Source organism: Ensifer adhaerens, from assembly GCF_028993555.1.
In the GTDB taxonomy this organism is placed as follows: domain Bacteria; phylum Pseudomonadota; class Alphaproteobacteria; order Rhizobiales; family Rhizobiaceae; genus Ensifer; species Ensifer adhaerens_I.
This window is the reverse complement of sequence record NZ_CP118611.1, coordinates 2,186,261-2,206,028: the sequence shown is the minus strand read 5'-3', so window position 1 is coordinate 2,206,028 and position 19,768 is coordinate 2,186,261. Positions and strand designations below refer to the sequence as shown.

Below are 19,768 nucleotides of genomic sequence, written 5' to 3'. Positions count from 1 at the left end.
CGCGATCATGTCCTACGAACACGTCAACACATCGCTTGCCGCGAGCTTCGGGCTTGGCCGCGCTGAGAGTCACGTCCCCGCTGCAATCCCGGCCATCGCCTCCCGCTGGCGCGCCCTGCTTGGCTCGATCGTCGCACGCTATGGCGTCGTGCTCGGTTTTCTCGCCATCTGGCAGCTATCCAGCACGCTCGGCTGGGTCAATCCGGCGGTCTTTCCCCCTCTCGATGTGATCCTGTCGGCGCTCTGGGGTGGTCTTGCCAGCGGCGCGTTGCTGGACGATATCGCCATCAGCCTGCAGCGATCGGGCATCGCCTTTGCCGCCGCTGTCGTGGTCGGCATCCCGCTCGGGCTGTTCATGGGGCAGGTCCGTCTCGTCGAGCAGGCGCTCGACCCCATCCTGCAGCTCTTCCGCCAGACCTCAGCCCTGGCGCTCTATCCGGTTTTCATCCTGCTGCTCGGTCTCGGCGAGACGTCCAAGGTCTTCGTGATCTTCTGGGCCACGTTGTTTCCGATCCTGCTTTCCACCATCGGCGGTGTCAAAGAGGTCGACAGGAAGCTGATCGAGATGGCCCGAACCTACGGCGCCGGGCCGCTCGCCGTGTTCCGCCGCGTGGTGCTGCCTGCCTCGGTGCCGGCGATCTTCGTCGGTCTGCGGCTCTCGGCCACCACAGCGCTTTTGCTGTTGATCGCTGCCGAGATGATCGGCGCGAACAAGGGCATCGGCTTCCAGGTCATGAACGCCCAATACAACTTCCAGATCCCGCTGATGTTTGCTGCGATCCTGTTGCTCGCGCTGCTCGGGCTCGCCGCCAACGCGCTTCTCGTTCTGCTCCAGCGCAACCTTTGCCGTTGGTCGCAGCCCAACGCCTGATCGTCACCTCCCATTCTCTTCTTCGAAAGGATAACGCGATGACTTTCCACCCCCGCAATCTTCTTCTGTCCGCCGCAATCACCCTCGGCCTAGCCGCACCGGCGGCGGCCGCTGACGAAGTGAAGCTGCGCTACCTTGCGAGCCAGGGCGGCCTGTCTGCTCATGAACTCGCCCAGGAGCTCGGCTATTTCGATGGAACCGGGATCACGATCGAGAACGTCGGCTACGCGACAGGCGGCCCGGCTTCGCTGATTGCGCTCGCCTCGGGTGACGTCGAGATCGGCAGCGCCGCGACATCCGCCGTGCTGAACTCGATCATCAGCGGCAATGAGTTCGTTGCTGCCTATCCGTCGAACGGCATCAATGACGAGGTGCAGTCGATCTTCTACGTGCTGGAAGACAGTCCGATCAAGAGCATCAAGGACATTGCCGGCAAGAGCATTGCCGTCAACACGCTCGGCGCCCATCTCGACTACACGATCCGCGAAGCCCTGCATTCGGTCGGCCTGCCGACAGACGCCGCCAACCAGGTCGTGGTGCCCGGTCCGCAGCTTGAGCAGGTGCTGCGCTCCGGCCAGGTGGATGTCTCCGCTTTCGGCTATTGGCAGACGACCTTCGAGGGTGCCGCGCGCAAGAACGGCGGCCTGCGTGCGATCTTCGACGACACCGACGTGCTGGGGGAAACTGCCGGTGGCTTCGTGGTGCTGCGCCGGGATTTCGTCAAGGCGCATCCCGAGGCTGCGAAGACCTTCGTCCTGCAGTCGGCCCGCGCGCTCGATTACGCGCGTGAGCATCCCGAGGAAACCAAGGAAATCCTGGCCAAGGCATTGCAGGCCCGCGGAGAAAATCCGGAGATCGCCCAGTATTTCCGTGGTTACGGGGTGCGCGCAGGCGGCCTGCCCGTCGAGCGTGACCTTCAGTTCTGGATCGACGTTCTGGTGCGTGAAGGCAAGCTCAAGGAAGGCCAGCTGACGCCGAAAGACGTTCTCTTTTCCGTCGACGGCCCGTCGGTCAGCAACTGAGGATCGGCCATGAGCGTTGCCCAGAACCTTCGTCGCGGAGAGGTGGCGATCCGCCACCTCTCCAAGTCCTACCGCCTGAACGGCACGCCGTTACCGGTCCTCAGGGATATCAACCTCAACATCCGGTCCGGCGAAACACTTGCCATTGTCGGTGCCAGTGGCTCGGGCAAGACAACCCTGCTTCGGGTGCTGGCGGGGCTTGAGGATCCGGATGCCGGCGAGGTACTGATCGACGGCAAGCTGACGAGAGGCGTCGGCACCGACCGTGCAGTGATCTTCCAGGAGCCGCGGCTCCTGCCCTGGCTGACGGTGCTCGACAATGTCGGCTTCGGGCTGGAAACGCAGGGGCTCTCCCGCGGCGAGGCCAGGGACCGGGCAAGACGCTATGTCCAGCTCGTCGGCCTGCAGCAGTTCGAAAGCGCCTATCCCCGGCAGCTCTCCGGCGGCATGGCCCAGCGCGTCGGCATTGCCCGCGCGCTCGCGGTCCAGCCCGAAATCCTGCTGCTCGACGAGCCGCTCGGCGCGCTCGACGCGATGACCAAGATCAGCATGCAGCAGGAATTGGCGCGGATCTGGCGGGATGAGGACGTAACGACCGTTCTTGTCACCCACGATCTCGAAGAAGCGATCTATCTCGCCGACCGTATCCTGATCCTGCCGCGCGAGAAGGGTGGCGAACCAAGGCTGATCGAGATCGATCTGCCGCGACCACGCGATCGCAGCGCGCCGGAATTTGTCCGGCACCGCGAAGAACTGCTCAACCTCTTCGGTCTGCATTGAGGCTGCGGCGGAACGGTTGCAGCGATCAGGCGTTATCTCCCGGGCAGTATCTGACAGGAAGCGCAGCCTGCTGGGCCTCCCGCGCGGGGCCGGATGCCGAGCCGAGACAGGAGCAACGCCATGAGAATTTCCAGAAGGATGTCACTCGCCGCAGTCGTCTTTGCCCTTGGTGGGGCAACTGGTCCGGTGCTCGCCAACGGTTTTTACACGGGTATCGACCCGCACAATCCGCCGGGCACACAGAACAGGGTGATGTCGACGGGTCCGTACTACGTCGAGCCTGCGCCCGGGCCTGTCTATATCGAGCCGGTGCCAGGCGCGGTTTATGTCGATCCGATGCCGACAGGCAGCATCTATATGGATCCGGCGCCGGGCTACGTCTATCGGCCGCCGGCCCGCACCTTGGGCGACGCCCGCCAGCGCTACACGGGTGAGTATCAGAGCGGCGGAGAGGGCGACTACTATCTCGGCGTCGCGCATCCGCCACAGGTTCCCTGAATCCGCCGAGGCGATAACCCGTTGACGCGATGCCGGCGACAGTGTCTGGAGCTGACGCGTGAGATTGCGACGTCACGCGTCTCTCGGCCGACGCGGCTCGGGAACGGGGCGGCCTATTCGGGCAGCCCAAGCAGGCGGTAGCCTTCCACGAAGTGCTTCAACATCTCCCGGTCCCGGAACGGTTGCGAGGCAGCCCATTGGGCGATGGTGAAGTTCGGATTGTTCATCAGGAACAATTGCGCTTCGGTTCGCGCCTCGTCCAGGCGACCAAGCCTCGCCAGACTGGCTGCGAGTAGCCGGCGCGATGTTGCCCGATAGGTTGCCGGATTGCGCAAGGTCTGGACCGCCGCCTCGTAGTCGCGGATGCCGTATTGTGCCTGCCCAAGCATCCAGTAGTACCAGCCCGGCGGATGCGGGTTGAGCCGGAGCGCCTTGTGAACGTGATCGATCGCCTGTGCCGGTCGGCCACAAAGAACGATCAGGTCGGAGCGCATGGCCCAGGCGTCAGCGTGGTTCGGGTCGAGGGTCAGGGCCAGGTCGAACTCGGCGTCGGATTCCTCCCAGCGGCACTCGTGCCCGAGAATGATGCCCAGGACCCAGCGGTTGCCGGCATCGTTGGGGTCGAGCGCTACCGCCTTCTGCGCTTCGCTGACGGCGCGTTGCCGATAGGGAACGATCGGCTGGTCCCAGAATTCCCAGCTTAGCCAGAGGTTCAGCGCCAGGAGGCGATGCGCCTCGGCATAATCCGGATCGAGCGCGAGCGCCCGCTCGAGAAGAAAGATCGCCTCTCTGGCGGCCCCCGCGGTCTGCAGACCGAGCGTGCGCGCCCGGATGCAATAGTCGTAGGCTTGCAGGTTCGATGGGCGGTTGCGGGCCGGCGCGTCGGTCAGCCGCCCGACCAGAGCCTCGACGATCCTGCTTGTCACCTCGTCCTGTACGGCGAACATATCCTCCAGGCCGCGGTCAAACCTTTCCGCCCACAGGTGATCGCCCTGCAAGGCGTCGATCAGTTGAGCGTTGATGCGAACACGCCCGGCCGCCCGTCGCGCACTGCCTTCGAGCACGTGGCGAACGCCGAGTTCGCGCGCGATGCGGCGCACATCCTCATGCCGGCCCTTGTACGCGAAAACCGAATTGCTGGCGATGACGAACAGTCCGCCGGCCCTGGAGAGGTCGGTGATCAGGTCTTCGGTCAAGCCGTCGACGAAGACCTCCTGCTCCGGCTCGTTGCTCATATTGGTGAAGGGAAGGACGGCGATGGAGGGTTTGACAGGCAGCGGCAGGGAGGCCTTGACGCCGCTGCCCTGGCTCAAGGTCGCCGTGCTGATGCGATAGAGAGATACCGGCTCGGCTATGTTCTTGATCGCTTGGGGGCCAAGCGCGTCGAAATCGCAAAAGAGGCGCCGCCGCACCTGGTCGTATATGTTGCCCGAGACATAGATTTCGCCGGGGCCAGCCATGGTCTGAAGCCGTGCGGCGACAATGACGCCGTCGCCGTAGAGATCACCGCTTTCGACGACGACGTCGCCGAGATTGATGCCGACGCGCAGAAGAATTCGACGGTCGTCGGCAAGGCCCTGATTGGCTGCTGTCATGCCCTTCTGGATGTCGATCGCACAGGTGACCGCATTCACGGCACTGCCAAACTCCACCAGCACGCCATCGCCCATCGTCTTGACGATGCGGCCGTTGTGCTCGCGGACAAGGGGATCGAGGATCTGCTTGCGGCGCTCTTTCAACGCCGCAAGTGTTCCGCCTTCGTCCAGTTCGACGAGGCGGCTGTAACCGACGACATCGGCGGCCACGATAGCGGCGAGACGCCGTTGAGCGCGTTCTTCAGCCATAGCGCGCGCTTCCGCAAAATGGGGTGCACGGAATTGTAGGACGTCCGCCGGAAATGTCTATGAGGGAATGCTTATGGTCCCGGTCGACGGCAGCGGGAGCGCCAATCCAGTCACAATCCTGCGTGTTTCCGCCGAGGTGGGCCGCCTGCCTTAGCGCCAACCAAGCGCCGGCGCGACGTGCTTCAGGATCGCCTCGATCACATGGGCGTTGTAGTCGACGCCGAGCTGGTTCGGCACGGTCAAGAGCAGCGTGTCGGCTTCCGCTATCGCCTCGTCCCTGGCCAATTGGTCTATGAGAACATGCGGCTCGGCGGCGTAGCTGCGGCCGAAGATAGCCCGGGTCTTGTCGTCGATGAAACCAATCTTGTCCTCGTGCTGATTGCCGCCTCCGAAGTATATGCGGTCCCGTTCGTCCACCAGCGCGAAGATGCTGCGGCTGACGGAGACGCGTGGCTCGCGCGCATGACCAGCCGCCTTCCATGCTTCCCGGTAGGCCCGGATCTGGTCGGCTTGCTGGACATGGAACGGAAGGCCGGTCTCGTCGTCCTTTAATGTCGAGCTTTGCAAGTTCATGCCGAGTTTGGCGGCCCAGACGGCAGTGGCGTTCGAACTGGCGCCCCACCAGATGCGTTCTCTGAGACCATCGGAGTGCGGCTCGACGCGCAGCAGGCCGGGGGGATTGGGGAACATCGGCCGCGGGTTGGGTGCAGCGAAACCTTCGCCACGCAGGACATCGAGCAGAACCTCGGCGTGCCGCCTTGCCATGTCGCTGTCGGTCTCGCCCTCCGGCGGCTGGTAACCGAAATGGCGCCAGCCATCGATCACCTGTTCCGGCGAACCGCGGCTGATGCCGAGCTGCAGGCGCCCACCGGCGATGATGTCGGCAGAGCCGGCGTCCTCGGCCATGTAGAGCGGGTTTTCGTAGCGCATGTCGATGACGGCTGTGCCGATCTCGATCCGGCTTGTCTTGGCGCCGACCGCCGCGAGCAGCGGGAACGGCGAGGCGAGCTGGCGCGCGAAATGATGGACGCGGAAATAGGCGCCGTCCGCTCCCAGTTCCTCAGCCGCAACGGCGAGATCGATTGACTGCAGCAATGCGTCGGCCGCCGATCGCGTCTGCGATTGGGGCGAAGGTGTCCAGTGTCCGAAGGAAAGAAATCCGATCTTCTTCATGGTTATGGCCGCCTGTCGAATGAAACCGACCGCTTCATGCCACGATTCCGGTTTTGGATACAGACGGCCACCGGTGACTTCGCCGCGGCGCGTCGATGACCTCGCGCCGCCTTTGTGGATTTGGCCCCTGTACCCCGGTTTTACCGGACTTGAATGCGTGCCTTCATGTTCGGATGAAAACGGCAATAGTAGTCGAAGACGCCGGTCTTGGTGACGGTGAGGATCGCTGTCTTTTTGGGCGGGATCACGACGTCGAACTCACCCTTGTCCGTTGCCGTGTGCGCCATGACGTCCTTGTTCTGCCATTCGATCACGTCGCCGACGGCCGCGCTGATCTCGGCCGGCGAAAAGACGAGCTTTTCGATCGTGACCCGGATGGTTTCGGCCTGCGCCGGCGGTCCGGCCAGCATCAGGGCCAGACCGCAAAGAGCACCAAGGCTCGGTTTCGGGATCATGGTGAAGCCTACTTCATCATGGCTGCGACATGCTCGGCATGTTGCTGATGACCCTGAAACAGCTTGAGACCGGTCTGAAGCAGATCCTTGAGTTCGGCATTCTTGGCGGACGGGATCAGCAGGGTTTCGAGCGCGCCGTTGACCTGCTTGTGATAGGCAACCTCGTTGGCAACATAGGCCGTGTCGAAATCGGTGCCGCTCAGTTTCGCCAGCTTTTCGCGCTCTTCCTTTGCGGCCTTCGTCAGCGCGCGGCTGGTGTTGTTGTCTTCGGGTTTCACCTTGAGCTTCTTGACGAGATCGAGCGCCTGTTTGTTCACCGCTTCGTGGTCGCGCAGCATGTCGTTGGCAAAGGCGAGCACATCCTTGTCCTTGGATATCTCAAGGGCCTGCTTGGCCGCCTCGATATCGATGACGCCGGCGGTGTAGGCGATATGGGCGATCTGCGGATCGTCGATCTTGTTCCCTGCCGCAAGGCTGGCGCCACTGATGAGGCAGGCGAGGGCGAAGGTTGAAGTCAGGCGGGCATACATCGGGAACTCCTCTCCGGCGGAGCGTTGCCGCCGGTCCTTGTGGATGACACCCATTGGATGCGGGCCGGCGGCGAAGGTTCCCGAAAATCTCACCTCACGAGCCCGAGCCGGCTCATGACGGCGGCCGTCAGCCGTTCGCAGCGGCGACCGGCAAAGGGAAAGGCGTTCATCAGTACGGGTCCGATCTTGCGATCGATATGTGCGCGCAGGAGTTGGCGGGCGCGGTGTAGGCGGGTCCTGACCGTCTCCGGCTTTATGCCAAGCAGGGCGGCGGTTTCCTCGACGCTCATCGCCTCTATGACGCGGGCGGTGAAGACCAGGCGAAACGCTTCCGGTAGCGCATCCGTTGCCTCTTCCACGAGACGTAGGATTTGCCGCTGGGCGAGGGCCCGTTCCGGATCATCCGAACCTGCCGCGTTGGGAAACGGCACGATGTCGGCGCTCGCGGGCTCGGTTGCCAGTGGAACCTCCCGCCGGGTGGAGGACTTGCGCAGACGCCCGAGCGCCTCATTGAGCACCACGCGATGAAGCCACGTGGCGAGGCTTGCGTCACCGCGGAACGTCTCCAGGTGTTCGAAGGCGCGGAGATAGGCCTCCTGCACGACGTCTTCGGCGATGCTGTCGTTGCGCACCACGGCGCGCGCGATGCGGAAGAGCCGCTGATTGTGCCGGCGCATGATGGTGCGGAACGCTTCGGGATCATTGGCAAGCGCGCCCTGGACGAGATCGTGGTCGGTCAAGTGATCGGGCTCGGGCGCGATCCGTGTTGTTTGCAAGAGAACATCCTTCATCATCCACCTCCAAGTCACCGTTAGATGCGGATCCAGCAAAATCGTTCCCGATTGGTCGACGGAAAGGATATCGCTTGCAGAGGGTGACGGATATTGAAAACGAGCGCCCGCTGTTCTCGGCACGCGCCGCGCGAAGTTACGCCGGCTGAAGAGAGCGATTTCGGGCGCTTTTGCCAGCGAAAGTTGGGGGAGTCGTAACGTTTCGCGCGCCGGTACGTGCCAACGATATTTTTTTTATTGGCAAGGGAACTGTGGTTCCCGCTGGCGAGTTGGTGGAGTGGCGATCTCCGTGTGGAGGGGCGCACACCGCGGTCGCATCTTCGGACCAGGAGAGACGACTATGAAGCATCAATCGATTGAACAATTGCAAGCGCTCGCCGAAGTCCGTCCCGCTCCCGTCATGACGAGAACGGAACGGCTCCAACGTTGGGCCGAACTCTTGGAAAGCAATCCCGATCGCCGGCTGGGTACGCTTTCCGGTACCGAGCGGGCGACAGCTGCCGTTCGGCAATCCATGCAAGTCAACGGTTCCCCGATGACCGTCGCGTTCGAGGACCCGCAATTGCGGCTCGCTGGCCTTGCCGATGACAGTTACGGGGAAGCAAAACGGTTCTTCGAAATATCGGACCATCAGTTGCACGACATCGTCTGCGACTGCAATTTCGGCAGTTCGGTCCGTGCCGCCTATGCTGCCCGGCGGGTACGTTCAGCCATCGGCCTGTGGCCGCGACTGAAGGCGCTGTTTGGCTGAACCGGACCGGCCTCGCATCAGGGAAGCCAGGGCGCCAGCCGGAAGCTTCCCTCACACCCTGCTTTCCTCTCCCGCGGCGACGAGAGTTCGCCACGGGCCGGAGAAGCGTGGCGCGCCTGCTGACGGCAACGACACCTGTTCGGGCGAGAATTCGGGCGGAGGGTGATCACCCTTGGGGCGGCTTGATGCAAACCTAGCCCGAGGGAGTATATCGCTGCCTTCCCTCCTTGCAGCATCATCCATCCAACGCCGGTGCCGCGCGGCTCGCCGGGGGCTGGAGGGATGCAGTCGCGAGAGGAGGACTACATGACATTGGCAGCAGTAACCCGGGCGCTGAGCGCGACCTCGGTCCTGGCGATCATGGTTTGCGCAGGGCAGCCGGCATGGGCGGCGGCCGATCTGATCGTGCTCAACGGGGATGTGCGCACGGTCGATCAAGGCAAGGCCAAGGCTCAGGCCTTCGCCGTCGAGAACGGCAAATTCACCGCGATCGGCAGCAATGACGAGATCAAGACGCTGGCCGATGCCGACACCAGGGTGATCGACGCAGGCGGCAAGACCGTCACGCCGGGCTTCATCGACGGCCATACGCATCTTACATCCGGCATGGACATGGTGACCGGTGTGGACCTCTCCTACATTCCGGACAAGAAAACCTGGCTTGAAAAGATCAAGGAAGCCGATGCGCGGCTGCCCAAGGGCGTCTGGCTGATGGGCGGCGGCTGGGACTACACGCTCGGCGAAGGCAAGCTGCCGACCAAGGAGGATCTCGACGCCGTGGTGCCGGATCGCGTCGTCATCCTGCGCGACATCGACTTCCATTCCTACTGGGTCAATTCCAAGGCGCTCGAAGTGGGCGGCGTGACCGCGACGTCCAAGGTCGAGGAGGGCGGCGAGGTCGTGCTCAACGACAAGGGCGAGCCGAGCGGCATTCTGCTCGAGAGCGCTGGCAATCTCGTCGAGAAACATCGGCCGGCGGTTGCCGATGCGGAGCGCCGCGAAGCCCTGTTGCAGACGATGAAGTTCGCCAACAGCCTCGGCATCACCGGCGTCAACGACATGTCCGATCTTGCCGCGGTGCACGACTATGCCGCGATCCTTGCCGAGAAGAAATTGCCGCTGCGCGTCTGGTACGGCTTCTTCGAGGGCGACCCGAAGAAGATCGCCGACGCCGTCAAGGACCGCGAAGAGGTCGACAAGGTTGCCGCCGACTCCGGCGAGCAGGAGAAGAAGGGGCCGCTCTTGAAGCTCGGCTACACCAAGTCGGTGATCGACGGCGTGCTTTCGACCCGCACGGCCTACATGCATGAGGACTATTCCGACCAGCATGGATGGAAAGGCAAGCCCTTCGAGACGATGGAGCAGCTGGCAGCCGCGATCAAGGCGTCCAACGAGAACGGATTCCCGACGGCGGTGCACGCGATCGGCGACGGCGGCGTCAGCCTCGTGCTCGATGCCTTTGCGGAAGCCTCCGCGCCGCTGCCTCAGCCCAACCGCATCGAGCATATCGAGGTGGTCGAGACCAGGGACATCCAGCGCTTCAAGGAACTCGGTGTCGTCGCCTCGATGCAGCCGAACCATGCGACCGGCACGATCGGTAAATACATCACCGAACGCATCGGCACGGACCGTGAGCCGCGCGCCTATGTCTGGCATTCCATGCTCGATGCCGGCGTGCCGCTGGTCTTCGGTTCGGACTGGCCGACGTCGCCGCTCAGCCCGCTCACCCAGATCAACGATGCCGTCTTCCGCGAGAGCCCGTTCGGCCTCGGCGATGGTCCTTGGCATCCGGAGCAGGCCGTCAGCTTCGATCAGGCGCTGCACGGTCTCACCCAGGCCGGCGCGGACATGACGCCCTGGGGTGACCAGATCGGATCGATCAGCGTCGGCAAATGGGCGGATTTCGTTGTCATCGACGGCACGCTGCCGGATCCCCTCGACCGTTCGATCCGCGAGCGCAAGGTCGAGGCGACCTATCTCGCCGGAAACGAGGTCTATCGCCAGCCCTGAAGCAGGGGCCGGAAATACACTGATATTGGCGATCGCCTTGGTGTGCCCGCGATCGCCAATGGACACCGGCTGCCGCCGGTCTCTCTGTAACCTGGATCTTTCTCGGCCGGTGCCTGTGGTGCCGGCCGATTTGGCATGTCGGCCTTGCCTGCGGCGCGCCGGGAAGATCTGCCGTCTCTGGCTCGCTCACCCTTGCTGATCCGATAACAGGGTTTCCTGAAAACGAGTTTTGGGGGCCTTTCAGCGTCGCTTCCTAGGTTTCTCAGGACGCTGTGAAGTTTGGCTGTTTTGCATCATCTATATGATTTTAAATGATAAAAAATCTGGCCGATTGGCTTCTGTTCGGCTCTGAATCAAGAATCAGAACTCGCAAATATAATTCCTGTTGCGTGATCTGAGATCACACTATACGCTCCGAAAAAATGTCGAAGACGGGAGCATTGCGGCATCGTCATGCTGCGACGAGCGATCGACTTCGTCGGGAGGAATTATGAAAAATACAACCAAATCCGATCGTTGTGCGGTCGACATCCGCGCCGTGCGCAAGGCCTACGGGGCGGGGGAGAACGGCTTCGTTGCGCTCGACAGCGCGAGCGTCTCGGTGCAGGAAAACGAGTTCTTCACGCTGCTCGGTCCGTCCGGCTGCGGCAAGACGACGTTGCTCCGCATGATTGCCGGTTTCGATTATCCGACGAACGGCGAAATCCTGCTCAACGGTGCAGACATAACCAGCCTGCCGCCATTCAAGCGGCCCGTGAACACCGTCTTTCAGAACTACGCGCTGTTTCCGCACATGACGGTCGCCGAGAACGTCGCCTTCGGCCTTGAAGCGCTCGGCAAGCCGCGCGCCGACGTGAAGGCGCGGGTGGCGGAAATGCTGCGGCTGGTGCAACTGGAGCATCTGGCCGGGCGCCGCACAAGCCAGATGTCGGGTGGTCAGCAGCAGCGTGTCGCGCTGGCAAGGGCGCTGGCGCCGCAGCCAAAGGTGCTGCTGCTCGACGAGCCCTTGTCGGCGCTGGACTACAAGCTGCGCAAGGAGATGCAGTCCGAGCTGAAGCGACTGCAATACGAAACTGGCATCACCTTCATCTTCGTCACCCACGACCAGGAAGAGGCGCTGACGATGTCCGACCGGATCGCCGTGATGTCGGCGGGCCGTATCCTACAGATCGGCACGCCGCGCGAGATCTACAACCGGCCGGCGGACCGCTTCGTGGCAAGTTTCATCGGCGAGACGAACTTCCTGACGGGGGCCGTCCAAGGTGTTGCAAATGGTAAGGCAAAGGTTACGTTGAAGTCCGGTCAATCGGTCGTCGCCAACATCGCGCCTGATGCGCCTGCATCCGGCGATGTGACCTTCATCGTCCGGCCCGAGCACGCCAGCGTCGTCGCGGGCTCTGCCCATCTTGCGGGACTGGTGGAGAAGATCGTCTATTTCGGCACCGATACACATCTCCATCTGCGCCTGAGTGGCGGGGAAGCCTTTACGGTACGGCAGCAGAACGGTTCCGTTTCGGGTAGCGCTGTCGAGGTGGGGCAATCGGTGGCCGTGGCGATTGCCGAGGGCGCGGCACAGGTCGTGAGGGCTTGAGATCCATGGCACCCGCAAACGACCTCACCACGAAACTCGAAATGGCCGATACGCACCGGCGCTGGCTGCTCGCAACACCGGCACTGCTGACGATCCTTGTCGCGGCCATCGGCCCGCTCTTCATCGTGCTCGCCTATTCGTTCCTGGCGCCGGGCGAGTACGGCGATGTCAAATGGCAGTTCTCGCTCGATGCCTGGACCGGCGTGTTCTTCGAACGCGACATTTTCGACGACACGCTGTCGCTCGCGAGCGCCCATATCGAGATTTTCTGGCGCTCGGTGAAGCTCGCCTTGATCACGACGGTGGCAACGCTCTTCTTCGGCTTTCCGACCGCCTATTTCATGGCGACGCGCAACGAGCAAAGCCGCGAACTCTGGCAGTTCCTGATCACCATTCCGTTCTGGACGAACCTTCTGATCCGGACGCTCGCGATCCTGCAGATCATCCGCAATGAAGGCATCCTGAACACGGTCCTGATCAAGCTCGGCCTGATCCAGGAACCCATCCAGATCCTCTTCACCGACACGGCGATCCTGATCGGCATGGTTTATGTCTATCTGCCGCTGATGGTGCTGCCGATCTATGCCAGCCTCGAGCGGCTCGATTTCCGTCTGGTCGAAGCCGGCTACGATCTCTACGCCACACGCTGGCGCGTGCTGCGGAAGATCATACTGCCGCTTGCCAAGCCGGGCGTGATCGCCGGCTCGATCCTCGTCTTCATACCGGCCATCGGCGCCTTCGTTTCCCCGAGTGTTCTCGGAGGTGGCAAGAACATGATGTTCTCCAACCTGATCGAACTGCAGTTCGGCCAGGGGCGGAACTGGCCCCTCGGCTCGGCACTCTCGATCACCGTGATGATCATCGTGATGGCGGCGCTGCTCATCTATGTGCGCAACAATACAGCGAAGGATGAGGGTCATGCGTAAGGGCTTTTCCGTCCGCCATCAGCCGGGCTTCACGGCAATTGCAATCGCCTGCTTTGCGCTCCTCTACCTGCCGGTCATCACGTTGGTGGTCTACGCCTTCAACAGTGCGCCTTCGGTGGCGGCATGGAGTGGCTTCTCGCTGCACTGGTTTGAGGTCGCCCTGACGAACGGTGACGTCATCGACGCGTCGGTCCGCTCATTCCAGATTGCGAGCGTCGCGGCGAGCCTCGCCACCGTCTTCGCCACCATGGCGGCGCTGGCGACGACGCGGACGCGACGCTACCGGGGGCAGACCTTCATCTATGCCTTCATCAACCAGCCGCTGATGGTCCCGGAAATCGTCACCGCGGTCGCCCTGCTCATCATCGTTGCGCAATTGAAGGCCGTTACCGGTTATTCCGGGCTCGGATACCTGATCGCCGCACACACCGCATTCTGTATCCCCTTCGCCTATCTGCCGATCCGCGCCCGGCTCGAGAACATGGATCTGAGCCTCGAGCGGGCGGCCGCCGATCTCTATGCCAAGCCGCTCTACACCTTCCGGCGCGTGACGCTGCCTCTGCTCTGGCCGGGTATCCTCGGCGCCTTCATGCTCGCCTTCGTGCTTTCGCTCGATGACGTCGTCATCACCGAATTCGTGAAGTCCGGCGGCCAGGACACGCTGCCCACCTACATGCTCGGCCAGATCCGCCGCGGCATCACGCCTGAAATGAATGCGATTTCGACGGCCTTCCTGCTGCTGTCGGTCGTCATCGTCACGCTGTTTTTCGTCGTCAGCCGAAAACGCACCTGATCAAAATGGGAGGAACCAAATGTTACGTGCAAACCGCATGACCCTTCTGCTTGCCGCACTCCTCGCCTCAACGGGCATTGCGCATGCCGAAGGCGAACTGAACGTCTACAACTGGGGCAACTACACGAGCCCGGAGATGATCAAGAAGTTCGAGCAGAAATTCGACGTCAAGGTCACCGTCACCGACTACGATTCCAGCGACACCGCGCTTGCCAAGGCAAGGCAGGGCGGCTCCGGCTATGACGTCGTCGTCGTCAACCAGGTCTATGTGCCGATCTGGGTGAAGGAAGGGCTGCTGATGGAGCTCGATCCGGGAGAGATGGAGAACTTCAAGAACGTTGCGCCCGAATGGGTGAATGCCGATTTCGATCCCGGTCGCAAGTTTACGGTTCCGTGGGCTGTCGGGACCACCGGTGTCGTCGTCAACGGTGACGCCTACAAGGGAGATGCCGACAGTTGGAGCATCGTCTTCAATCCACCGGAGGAACTGAAGGGCAAGGTCAATGTCGTGCCGGAGCTGAACGACGTGATGGCTGCCGCCATCCAGTATGTCGGCGGCGAACAGTGCACGGCCGACAAGGTGGTGCTGAAGAAGGTGCGCGACCTGCTCGTCGATGCCAAGGCCGACTGGATCGCCATGGAGTACAACACCATCGAGAAAATGGCGGCCGGCGACTTCAAGGCCACGCTCGCCTGGAACGGCGCCGGTTTCCGCGCGCGGATGAAGAACCCGGCGATCAGCTTCCATTACCCCAAGGAAGGCTACGGTGTCTGGAGCGACAACGCGGCGGTGCTGAAGGACGCCAAGAACGTCGACAACGCCAAGCTGTTCATCAACTTCGTCATGGATCCTGAGAACGCCGCCATGAACTCGGCTTTCCATGGTTATGCCAACGGCATCGCCGGTTCCGAAAAGTTCATGCCCGACACCATGAAGAACGCGCCGGAAATCGTGATCCCGTCCGAGAGCCGTGAAGGTGGGCAGTTGCAGCGGCTCTGCTCGCCGGAAGCGCAGGATCTCTACAAGCGGATCTGGACCGACCTTCGCAAATAGGCGCGGTTCAGCCTCTGATTTCGGTGCCGGCGGCCTGTCGCCGGCACTCCTCGCCAGCGCCGACATCGTCCCCGCCTGACCGCTCGTCTGGTGGCGATGCCCTGCGCTGTGCCGATCCATTCAAGAAAGGAAGTACCCATGACCGGCAAGACCGCGTTCAGCGAAAGATACGGCTTCCGCCGTGAACAGGTAACGCTCGCCAATTGGCGCACGGCTCCCTTCAGCCGCTGGGCGTTTCAGAACGTCGGTGAACTGGTGCCGAGCGCCCCGGTTGTGGCGCCCACTGCCGCCCCCGTTGAAGAGCCTCGTGATCTGTCGGGGTTGCTTTCGCAGACGGTGTCGCTGCCAAGCGGCGAGGCCAGGATCGGCGACTTTCTTGCCGGCTCCTATGCGGACGCACTGACGATCATGAAGGGCGGCAAGTTCATCGGCGACTGGGTGGCGCCGACCATGAACTTCGGAGAGAAGCACATCGCTTTCTCGATCAGCAAGTCGATGGTCGCGATCGTTGCCGGCATCCTTGAGGACGAGGGCCTGCTGGACCCGAACGCCCCCGTTATCGACTACCTTCCGGAAACGGCCGGCTCGGCCTATGCGGATGCGACCGTCCGGCATGTGCTGGACATGACGGTCAGTCTCGATATCGAGGAAGCCTATCTCGATCCGGACAGCGCTTTCGGCCGCTACCGGCGCGCCATGCTCTGGAATCCCGGCGGCGGCGACGAGGGTCTGTTCGACTTCCTCTGCACGCTGAAGCGGCTGCCGACGCCGCATGGAGAGGTCTTCCGCTATCGCTCGCCCAACACCGACCTGCTCGGCGTCCTGCTTGAACGCGTGTCCGGCAGGCGCATCGCCGATCTGATGCGGGCGAAGCTTTGGGCGCCGCTCGGCACCACCGGTGAAATCGCGATCACGGTCGATCGCGAGGGAATCAGTCGCGCTTCGGCTGGCATATCCCTGACACCGCGCGATCTCGCACGCATCGGCGAGATGATGCGCAACGGCGGTACGGCAAATGGCCGCCGGGTCGTCTCGGCAAGCTGGGTGAACGACACGCTCACCAATGGCAGCCATGAGGCCTGGCAACGCAGCGATTTCGCGCCGCTGTTCCCGAAGGGCCGCTATCGCAACAAATGGTACCAGACCGGCGAGGGCAGCTTCTGCGGTATCGGCATCCACGGCCAGTGGCTTTTCGTCGATCCGAAGCACGAGCTGGTCGTGGTCCGAATGTCGTGCCAGCCGGATCCGGTGATGGAAGCGCTCGACTACGACAACATCGCCTTGATGAAGGCCCTGGCGAAGCTGGTGTGACAGATACCCGCCGATCCAGGAAGCCCTTGCGCTGATGTCGCGGAATCTCCTACCAAAGCAAACTCTCATTTTTTCGGCTGCAGCCGCGATGCAGCTCCAGGTTTCGAGCATGGCGACGAAGAAGACACCAAAAATTACCAGCATCGAAACGCCGGTCCCGATGTACGAACAGGTCTATCAACAGATCGTGCAGGCGCTGATGGCCGGGCATTTCGAACCGGGCCAGAAGCTCACCTATCGCAAGGTTGCCGAGCAGTTCGGAACGAGCCCGATGCCGGTGCGCACCGCCTTTCAGCGGCTACAGGCCTTGAAGGGCCTCGAACTTCTGCCGAATGGCAGCGTCGAGGTGCCGCTCTTGACCGTAAAATCCTTCATCAGCCTGACGGAGGCGCGCATCGCCATCGAAGGCACGGCAACGGAACTGGCGGCAAGCCGCCTCAACGGCAACAACCTGCGCACCGTGCGCCACCACTGCAACCAGCGCACGGCGGCAGCGAAGGCCGGAGACATCGATCGCTATCTGCAGGCCAACTTCGACTTCAAGTTCTCGATCTACCGCCACTGCGGCAACGAGCACCTGATCTACATCATCGAAATGCTCTGGCTTCAGGCGGGACCGTTCCTGCGCAAGCTCGTCGAAGGAACGCCCTTTACTGCGACCGAGGTGCTGGACGTCGACTTTCACGACAAGATCGTTGCGGCCCTCGAAGCGAAAGACCCGCAGCGGGCCCGGGAGGCCGTCGCCCACGACATCCGGGATGCGGCGGACTACATGCTCAAATACGCGAAGTTCCTTTCGGACGAAGATGTGCAGTCGGCCACATGAACGGCCGCGTTTCGTCCACGCTTGCGCTAGCTTGGTGCATGAAAATGCATAATAATCGTGCTTCACTTGGGTTTTTATCAAGGTAAGCGCGGGAGCTCGCATGGCATTGGACTCGTTGGATGTGAGGTTGCTGCGCATCTACATCACGATCGTGGAGGCCGGCGGTTTTGCGGCCGCGCAGGGAGAACTCAATCTCTCGCTGTCGACAATATCCAACCACATCTCTGCGCTGGAGAGCAGGCTGGGTCTCACCCTTTGCCAGCGCGGCCGTTCCGGCTTTCGCCTTACGGAAGAAGGGCGCGCCGTCTACGAGGAAGCCAAGCGTCTCTTCGGCTCGATCGACCAGTTCGACATCCGCATGAAGGGGCTGCAGCACCAGTTGAACGGTACGCTCTCGATCGGGCTCATCGACAACACGCTGTCCGATCCGTCGTCGCGCCTTAATCGCGTCTTTGCCCGGATGACGGACGAGGCGCCGGAGGTGGCGCTTTCGATCGTCACGCGGCCGCCGCACGAACTCTTGCGCGATGTGATAACGGGCGATCTCCACATCGCGATCGCGAGCTTTCCGCGTACGACGCTGGGCCTCGAATATATCGACCTCTACGAAGAGACGCAGCGCTTCTACTGCGGCGCCGAGCATCCGCTGTTTTTCCGGGATGACAGCGAGATCGAGGTCGACGACATTCGCTCCTACAATCTGATCGGCCGCTCCTATTGGAACGCCCGCGACCTCAAGGTCTTCTCGATCGCCAATCCGCGCGCGACGGTCAGCGACATGGAAGCGGAGGCGCGGCTGATCCTTTCTGGTCGCTACCTCGGCTACCTGCCCGACCATTTCGCCAGCCGTTATGTGAGCGAAGGCTCGCTGCGGCCGATCCGTCCGGATCTCTTCAGCTACAAGGCGCCGTTCCAAGCGGCCTTCGACAAGACGCGTGCGAAGTCTGGCCTGATCCCGTTTTTCGTGAAGTTGCTCGTGAGCGAGTTTGGCGTTTCGCAGGCCGGGAAGGGTGCGCCGCGTTTGCGCGCCGGCCGGTAGGACCTTCGTTCTCGATCGGCGCCAGCCTGCAAAAGGCAAAGGCAGAGCCGAGATCCCGGCTCTGCCTTTGTCAAACGATCAGGCGCCAATTGGCGAGAACTGTCAGCTTAGCGGGAAACCCATCGCCGAGACCATTTTCAGCCAGGGCTTGCGCCAGCCGCCGGATTTGTCCGCGGTGTCGAGCGCATACATGGTGACCTGCGCGCCGAGCCAGCGGAACGGCTCCGGCGGAATGGCATTCGGCAGGCTGGTGGCGAAGTCCAACCGGCTCTCCGGTGTCTTCGAACCATCGAGAATATCGAGCGCGATGCGCGCACCGAAGCGCGAGGCCGAGACGCCGAAGCCCGAATAGCCGCCGGCATAGACGACCTTCTCGCCGTAGTAGCGCTGGAAATGCACCGCCATGCGGGTGCTGAGATCGATCGGACCGCTCCAGGCGTGGCTGAAGCGCAGGCCTTCGAGCTGCGGGAAGGTATCGAAGAAGGCGGATGCCAGGGGCTCGTAGGTTTCGAGTTCCTTGTCGACCGAGGGGAATGGATCGCCGGCGAAAGCGTAGGCAAGACGGCCGCCGAAGATGATGCGGTTGTCCTTGGTGAGCCGCATGTAGTTCATCTGCGTGCGGGTGTCGTAGACGCCCTGGCGATGGCTCCAGCCGATCGAGGCCATGCGCTCTGCCGACAGGGGCTCCGTCGCCAGAACCCGGTCGCGAACGGCGACGACCCGGTGCTTGATCTTTTTGTGCCCGGAGGCAAAGGCGTTGGTCGCAAGAAGAACCTTCGGTGCGGTGACGCTCCCCGACGGCGTCGCGGCCTTCATCCGGTCGCCGAGATCTTCGAGACCTGTCAGTTCGGTGTTTTCGAAGATCTGGACGCCGAGGGCGAGCGCGACCCGCTTCAGCCCGAAGGCGAGCAGCGCCGGATGCACCGTGCCGCAGATGTGCTTCGACCAGACGCCGGCCTTGTAGCGCGGCGAATTGATCTCGGCGCGAACCGCGCTCTGGTCGAGGAAGGAAGCCTGGTGGCCATATTTCAGGTGGAGTTCGTGCTCCTCGTGCAGCGCCTCGAGATGGGCGTCGTCGACGGCGACGGTCAGTTCCCCGCCCCACTCGGCGTGGCAGTCGATTGCGTGCTCCTCGAGCGTCTCGAGGAAGCCGTGCATGTTCTCCTGGCCAAGCTTCTCGAGTGCAGCGATGTCCTTGGGGAAGATGCGCGCGGCGTTTGAAAGCCCGTGCATGACCGAAGTCGAAACGACGCCGCCCGGCCGGCCCGAGGCGCCGTTGGCGACCGAGCCCTTCTCGATCAGAACGACGTCGATTTCGGGCTGGCGCTGCTTCGCCTGGATGGCACCCCACAACCCGGTAAAGCCGCCACCGACGACGATGAGGTCAGCCTTCAGATGGCGCGTCAGTCGCTCTCGTGGCTCGGGCGCGTCGGGCCGATCGAGCCAGAAGGGCGTCATCTTCGCATCTGCAAGGGCTTTGCTTGTTACCTGGGTCATGGGGGC

Annotated in this window: 19 protein-coding genes; 13 read left to right on the top strand and 6 right to left on the bottom strand. The window is 62.6% G+C overall.

Annotation, left to right across the window (positions count from 1 at the left end; all coding sequences use genetic code 11):
- Window positions 1–7 precede the first annotated feature (7 nt).
- The 4 genes from PWG15_RS30115 (at window position 8) to PWG15_RS30100 (ending at window position 3,171) form a co-directional block, all read left to right on the top strand.
- Window positions 8–871, top strand: a complete 864-nt coding sequence (locus PWG15_RS30115) for an ABC transporter permease (RefSeq protein WP_275025211.1) — start codon at window positions 8–10, stop codon at window positions 869–871.
- Between the two features lie 38 nt (window positions 872–909).
- Window positions 910–1,893, top strand: a complete 984-nt coding sequence (locus PWG15_RS30110; protein WP_275025210.1) for an ABC transporter substrate-binding protein — start codon at window positions 910–912, stop codon at window positions 1,891–1,893.
- A gap of 9 nt (window positions 1,894–1,902) precedes the next feature.
- Window positions 1,903–2,673: an ABC transporter ATP-binding protein gene (locus PWG15_RS30105; protein ID WP_275025209.1), complete on the top strand. Its 771-nt coding sequence runs from the start codon at window positions 1,903–1,905 to the stop codon at window positions 2,671–2,673.
- Between the two features lie 120 nt (window positions 2,674–2,793).
- A complete protein-coding gene (locus PWG15_RS30100) occupies window positions 2,794–3,171 on the top strand; it encodes a hypothetical protein (protein WP_275025208.1) in 378 nt (125 codons plus the stop codon).
- 113 nt (window positions 3,172–3,284) lie between these two features.
- Here the strand turns inward: PWG15_RS30100 and PWG15_RS30095 are convergent, their stop codons facing one another.
- The 5 genes from PWG15_RS30095 to PWG15_RS30075 all read right to left on the bottom strand — a co-directional run bounded on the left by PWG15_RS30095 (window position 3,285) and on the right by PWG15_RS30075 (window position 7,967).
- The gene (locus tag PWG15_RS30095) at window positions 3,285–5,015 is read right to left on the bottom strand and encodes an adenylate/guanylate cyclase domain-containing protein (protein WP_275025207.1); all 1,731 of its coding nucleotides are present in this window, start codon (window positions 5,013–5,015) and stop codon (window positions 3,285–3,287) included.
- Between the two features lie 150 nt (window positions 5,016–5,165).
- Window positions 5,166–6,188 (bottom strand): LLM class flavin-dependent oxidoreductase, encoded by a 1,023-nt coding sequence (locus PWG15_RS30090; protein ID WP_275025206.1) that lies wholly within the window; start codon window positions 6,186–6,188, stop codon window positions 5,166–5,168.
- Between the two features lie 140 nt (window positions 6,189–6,328).
- Complete coding sequence (locus PWG15_RS30085; RefSeq protein ID WP_275025204.1) at window positions 6,329–6,643, bottom strand: cupredoxin domain-containing protein; 315 nt, start codon at window positions 6,641–6,643, stop codon at window positions 6,329–6,331.
- 8 nt (window positions 6,644–6,651) lie between these two features.
- The gene (locus tag PWG15_RS30080) at window positions 6,652–7,173 is read right to left on the bottom strand and encodes a DUF4142 domain-containing protein (protein ID WP_275025202.1); all 522 of its coding nucleotides are present in this window, start codon (window positions 7,171–7,173) and stop codon (window positions 6,652–6,654) included.
- Between the two features lie 89 nt (window positions 7,174–7,262).
- Complete coding sequence (locus PWG15_RS30075; RefSeq protein ID WP_425536786.1) at window positions 7,263–7,967, bottom strand: RNA polymerase sigma factor; 705 nt, start codon at window positions 7,965–7,967, stop codon at window positions 7,263–7,265.
- A 337-nt stretch (window positions 7,968–8,304) separates the two neighbouring features.
- Here PWG15_RS30075 and PWG15_RS30070 point away from each other — a divergent pair, with 337 nt between their 5' ends.
- The 9 genes from PWG15_RS30070 to PWG15_RS30030 all read left to right on the top strand — a co-directional run bounded on the left by PWG15_RS30070 (window position 8,305) and on the right by PWG15_RS30030 (window position 18,265).
- Complete coding sequence (locus PWG15_RS30070; protein WP_275025199.1) at window positions 8,305–8,715, top strand: hypothetical protein; 411 nt, start codon at window positions 8,305–8,307, stop codon at window positions 8,713–8,715.
- Between the two features lie 306 nt (window positions 8,716–9,021).
- A complete protein-coding gene (locus PWG15_RS30065; RefSeq protein WP_275025197.1) occupies window positions 9,022–10,725 on the top strand; it encodes an amidohydrolase in 1,704 nt (567 codons plus the stop codon).
- A gap of 490 nt (window positions 10,726–11,215) precedes the next feature.
- Window positions 11,216–12,316, top strand: a complete 1,101-nt coding sequence (locus PWG15_RS30060; RefSeq protein ID WP_275025196.1) for an ABC transporter ATP-binding protein — start codon at window positions 11,216–11,218, stop codon at window positions 12,314–12,316.
- Between the two features lie 5 nt (window positions 12,317–12,321).
- Window positions 12,322–13,242 (top strand): ABC transporter permease, encoded by a 921-nt coding sequence (locus PWG15_RS30055; RefSeq protein WP_275025194.1) that lies wholly within the window; start codon window positions 12,322–12,324, stop codon window positions 13,240–13,242.
- Window positions 13,235–14,035 carry an ABC transporter permease gene (locus PWG15_RS30050; protein WP_275025193.1) on the top strand — a complete coding sequence of 267 codons (801 nt, stop codon included), beginning with the start codon at window positions 13,235–13,237 and terminating at the stop codon, window positions 14,033–14,035. Before PWG15_RS30055 ends, PWG15_RS30050 begins: the two co-directional genes overlap by 8 nt.
- A 19-nt stretch (window positions 14,036–14,054) precedes the next feature.
- Window positions 14,055–15,089, top strand: a complete 1,035-nt coding sequence (locus PWG15_RS30045) for an extracellular solute-binding protein (RefSeq protein WP_275025192.1) — start codon at window positions 14,055–14,057, stop codon at window positions 15,087–15,089.
- A 138-nt stretch (window positions 15,090–15,227) separates the two neighbouring features.
- On the top strand, window positions 15,228–16,400 hold the full coding sequence (locus PWG15_RS30040; RefSeq protein ID WP_275025191.1) for a serine hydrolase domain-containing protein: 1,173 nt from the start codon (window positions 15,228–15,230) through the stop codon (window positions 16,398–16,400).
- 109 nt (window positions 16,401–16,509) lie between these two features.
- On the top strand, window positions 16,510–17,226 hold the full coding sequence (locus PWG15_RS30035) for a GntR family transcriptional regulator (RefSeq protein ID WP_275025189.1): 717 nt from the start codon (window positions 16,510–16,512) through the stop codon (window positions 17,224–17,226).
- 100 nt (window positions 17,227–17,326) lie between these two features.
- Window positions 17,327–18,265, top strand: a complete 939-nt coding sequence (locus PWG15_RS30030; RefSeq protein WP_275025188.1) for a LysR family transcriptional regulator — start codon at window positions 17,327–17,329, stop codon at window positions 18,263–18,265.
- A 102-nt stretch (window positions 18,266–18,367) separates the two neighbouring features.
- Here the strand turns inward: PWG15_RS30030 and PWG15_RS30025 are convergent, their stop codons facing one another.
- Window positions 18,368–19,762, bottom strand: a complete 1,395-nt coding sequence (locus PWG15_RS30025) for an NAD(P)/FAD-dependent oxidoreductase (protein ID WP_275025187.1) — start codon at window positions 19,760–19,762, stop codon at window positions 18,368–18,370.
- Window positions 19,763–19,768: the final 6 nt, after the last annotated feature.

What these genes read in the sequence shown, in the direction of transcription:
- PWG15_RS30115 (WP_275025211.1), top strand. Translation starts at nt 8, where the DNA reads ATGTCCTACGAACACGTCAACACATCGCTTGCCGCGAGCTTCGGGCTT.
- PWG15_RS30110 (WP_275025210.1), top strand. Translation starts at nt 910, where the DNA reads ATGACTTTCCACCCCCGCAATCTTCTTCTGTCCGCCGCAATCACCCTC.
- PWG15_RS30105 (WP_275025209.1), top strand. Translation starts at nt 1,903, where the DNA reads ATGAGCGTTGCCCAGAACCTTCGTCGCGGAGAGGTGGCGATCCGCCAC.
- PWG15_RS30100 (WP_275025208.1), top strand. Translation starts at nt 2,794, where the DNA reads ATGAGAATTTCCAGAAGGATGTCACTCGCCGCAGTCGTCTTTGCCCTT.
- PWG15_RS30095 (WP_275025207.1), bottom strand. Translation starts at nt 5,015, where the DNA reads ATGGCTGAAGAACGCGCTCAACGGCGTCTCGCCGCTATCGTGGCCGCC.
- PWG15_RS30090 (WP_275025206.1), bottom strand. Translation starts at nt 6,188, where the DNA reads ATGAAGAAGATCGGATTTCTTTCCTTCGGACACTGGACACCTTCGCCC.
- PWG15_RS30085 (WP_275025204.1), bottom strand. Translation starts at nt 6,643, where the DNA reads ATGATCCCGAAACCGAGCCTTGGTGCTCTTTGCGGTCTGGCCCTGATG.
- PWG15_RS30080 (WP_275025202.1), bottom strand. Translation starts at nt 7,173, where the DNA reads ATGTATGCCCGCCTGACTTCAACCTTCGCCCTCGCCTGCCTCATCAGT.
- PWG15_RS30075 (WP_425536786.1), bottom strand. Translation starts at nt 7,967, where the DNA reads ATGATGAAGGATGTTCTCTTGCAAACAACACGGATCGCGCCCGAGCCC.
- PWG15_RS30070 (WP_275025199.1), top strand. Translation starts at nt 8,305, where the DNA reads ATGAAGCATCAATCGATTGAACAATTGCAAGCGCTCGCCGAAGTCCGT.
- PWG15_RS30065 (WP_275025197.1), top strand. Translation starts at nt 9,022, where the DNA reads ATGACATTGGCAGCAGTAACCCGGGCGCTGAGCGCGACCTCGGTCCTG.
- PWG15_RS30060 (WP_275025196.1), top strand. Translation starts at nt 11,216, where the DNA reads ATGAAAAATACAACCAAATCCGATCGTTGTGCGGTCGACATCCGCGCC.
- PWG15_RS30055 (WP_275025194.1), top strand. Translation starts at nt 12,322, where the DNA reads ATGGCACCCGCAAACGACCTCACCACGAAACTCGAAATGGCCGATACG.
- PWG15_RS30050 (WP_275025193.1), top strand. Translation starts at nt 13,235, where the DNA reads ATGCGTAAGGGCTTTTCCGTCCGCCATCAGCCGGGCTTCACGGCAATT.
- PWG15_RS30045 (WP_275025192.1), top strand. Translation starts at nt 14,055, where the DNA reads ATGTTACGTGCAAACCGCATGACCCTTCTGCTTGCCGCACTCCTCGCC.
- PWG15_RS30040 (WP_275025191.1), top strand. Translation starts at nt 15,228, where the DNA reads ATGACCGGCAAGACCGCGTTCAGCGAAAGATACGGCTTCCGCCGTGAA.
- PWG15_RS30035 (WP_275025189.1), top strand. Translation starts at nt 16,510, where the DNA reads ATGGCGACGAAGAAGACACCAAAAATTACCAGCATCGAAACGCCGGTC.
- PWG15_RS30030 (WP_275025188.1), top strand. Translation starts at nt 17,327, where the DNA reads ATGGCATTGGACTCGTTGGATGTGAGGTTGCTGCGCATCTACATCACG.
- PWG15_RS30025 (WP_275025187.1), bottom strand. Translation starts at nt 19,762, where the DNA reads ATGACCCAGGTAACAAGCAAAGCCCTTGCAGATGCGAAGATGACGCCC.